The 2,958-nt window shown below is 41.1% G+C and carries 1 protein-coding gene; it reads right to left on the reverse strand.

The features are described from left to right. Nucleotides 1–173: 173 nt before the first annotated feature. A complete protein-coding gene (locus AABI99_RS17870) occupies nt 174–2,933 on the reverse strand; it encodes a prolyl oligopeptidase family serine peptidase (protein ID WP_338367470.1) in 2,760 nt (919 codons plus the stop codon). Nucleotides 2,934–2,958 lie beyond the last annotated feature (25 nt).

Here is a 2,958-nt window from a genome sequence, read left to right on the forward strand (position 1 = left end):
GGGGCAAAACGCCCAATGCCTAAGCTGGTGGTCTCTAATATTGATAATTTTCCGGTGTCCATAGGCGCGGCGACGTTACCATTTAGAGAGCTGTGTTTGTAGTTTAAGTAAAATTTTAAAAACAAAAAAAGCCGATATTACTTATGAAATATCGGCTTTTTTATTAGGGTTACTTACTCTTCAACGAATGCCTCACCTTCTGTCATCCACTTTGCAGCTGGTTTGCCTTTTAAGTAATGATCAAAGTACTGCATCATACGCACTGAAAAATCGACCTGATTAGGAAACTTTTTAAGGTGGTGCGGTTCGCCTTCGTATTGTAAAAAAGTAGCGTCTTTACCCGCTCTGCGCAGTGCAAGGTAGTATTGCACGCCTTCGTGCCAAGGCACTGCATCGTCTTTATCGCCAAACATAATTAAAATAGGGGTATTTACTTTGTCTGCAAAAAACACTGGTGAGTTTTCGATGTACAGCTCAGGCGCTTCAAATAAGTTTTTACCTATACGGCTTTGTCCTGTTTCGTATTGAAATTGACGCGCAAGGCCCGACTTTAAACGTATGCCACTGTACGCACTGGTCATGTTTGATACCGGCGCGCCGGATACAACCGCTTTAAACATATCTGTTTGGGTGATCATAAACGCACTTTGATAACCCGCCCATGAGTGCCCTTGTAGGCCTATTTTGTCTGGGTCGGCTATGCCTAAATCTATAAGCTTTTGCGTAGCGTTGATCATGGTTTGCGTTGACGATTTACCTGGGTGGCCTATTTCAAAGCGAATATCAGGTAAAAATACAGCGTAACCGTTTGAGGTAAACATAGGGAAGTTAGGACGATGATTTAGCTCCATTTTAGGAAAATCATACATGCGCTGGCTCATATAGCGGTAAAAATACACAACAACCGGCACTTTATCACCTTTTTTATAACCTGCAGGTTTAATTAGTACCCCTTGTAAATCCTCGCCATCAAAGCCTTTGTAGCTAATTAGCTCTGGCTTTTCGCCCCAGGCAAAATCAGCAATTTGTGGGTTTAACTGAGTCACCTTTTTAGGCGCTGAAAAGCTAAAATCAGTTTGGTAGTAATCAGGGAATTGTTGGTAAGTTTGCTCGGTAAACAGGTATTTATCGGCATTTTTTGCTTTTTTAACTACATCAAAGCGTTTATTACCGCGAAGTACTTTAGTGACTGTGTTTGAGGTTAAGTTGAGCTTTGCAACTTCACGCTGTTTTGATTGTAAGTTCACAGCCGATAGTAGCAACGTGTCATTTTTATTAAAGCCAACTAGGTTTTTATCTAGCTGAATTACGCGGTATTGGGTGCCTGTATTTTTACCGTTTGTTAGTTGCGTTGCTTGCTGGGTATTTACATCAAACGCCCAAATATCGTATTTGCTATACACTAATACTTGGCTACTGTCGTTCATCCAACCCGCAAACCCGTAGCCAGGCTGCTCTGATGGGTAGTCGTGCTTGTCATCTGCAAACGTGGCTTTTATAGCTTTGCTAAGCGCAGTTACTTTATTATTTTTTAAATCTTTAAGCTGAACTTGGCTATTAGCAAAATAAGCGGCGTACTGACCATTTGGCGCAAGACTTGGTGTAAACGGCGAGTTTTTAACAATTGTTGTTTGCTCACCGGTATTTACATTTATGCTGTAGTAGTCGGCAAAAAAGCCACCGTACATTATTTTTTCAAGGTGAGCTTGGTTTGAGTAGCCGAGTACGCTTTGGTTTCGCTCTGTGTTGAGCGCTAAATCGCTCACGTTTTCATTGCTTAACTGCACAGTTTTTTGGCTATCTAAATGTAAAACCGCAGTGTAATGGCGGTTTTTATTTACTTTGTTCCACTGTTGCTCTTCGCGTGGTTTTATTTGAGCGTCGTTATTGTGCCAAACATTCAGCCCTTTATGCTCACGAATCGTGTCAAAGTCATACAGTGATGCTTCGTCGGTGTACTCTTTTGCTTTTACTTTAGCAGCAAGCTTAGGGTGGTTTTCAAAATATAAACGCTCGCCATTTTCAGACCAGCTAATCGTGGCTGTTTTACCTATGACCCACTCTTTATTTGGGGAGGCGATGGTACTAAGGGTACTATTTTGCCAAAGCTTTAGCTCATATTGCCTGCGGCGCTCATCATCGTTTACGTAGTTACCAAGGCTTAATGCGGCGATTTCCTTACTGGGGTGCCACACAATTGTTTGCGCAATAACACCTGGCTCGTCGATTAATACACTTTGCGAAAAGTTGTTATTAAGTTCAAGCAATACAATTTGATTATTGTTACCATTGCTAAAGCTTTGACTGGCAAGTAACTGGGTGCCATTGGGGCTTATGGCGTAACTAAATACATTATCTAGGCTATGTGTTGTGTTGTTTTTTAAATCGACAATGACCAGCTCAAAGCTTTTATCTTTTTTGTCTGGCGTAATTTCGCTTTTTTCTTCGCTTTTATCGTTGCTGGTTTCGTCTTTTTCAGCTTTTTGATCAACTCGGTAAGCAAGCCACTGGCCATTATCAGCTAATACATAATCTTTTACGTCGGCAAATTGTTGTTTTTCACCGGTTTGAGTGTTGATGAGTATAAGGTTGTTTTTAAGCTCAGCTTTCTTTTTAGTCGTTTTTTGCTCTAAAAGCGTAGGAACTTGTGTAAAGGCCACCCAATTAGCTGCTTTGTTAATAACGGGCTTAGTGCCGCGCTCTACAGTACTTAATAGGGTGTTTGTTGTTAAGTTATAAACTTGCCCATTTGCATTACCACGGTAGGGTTTGGCGCTAAAGCTGAGGATAGTTCCATCATCTGAAAGTTGTGTGTTTTTTGCGTATTTAAAATCAAATACATCTTTAAATTCTAATGGCTTTTGAGCCCAAGCAGCCGGGCTCGCTAAGCTTGCTATAAGCGCGGAGCTTAAAAAGGTGAGCGTTGTTTTCATTATTGATTCTCGTTTTTTACAGTGC

The organism is uncultured Pseudoalteromonas sp. (assembly GCF_963922945.1).
Taxonomy (GTDB): domain Bacteria; phylum Pseudomonadota; class Gammaproteobacteria; order Enterobacterales; family Alteromonadaceae; genus Pseudoalteromonas.

Excerpts from the sequence above, each read along its gene's own strand:
- AABI99_RS17870 (WP_338367470.1), bottom strand. The coding sequence starts at position 2,933 with ATGAAAACAACGCTCACCTTTTTAAGCTCCGCGCTTATAGCAAGCTTA.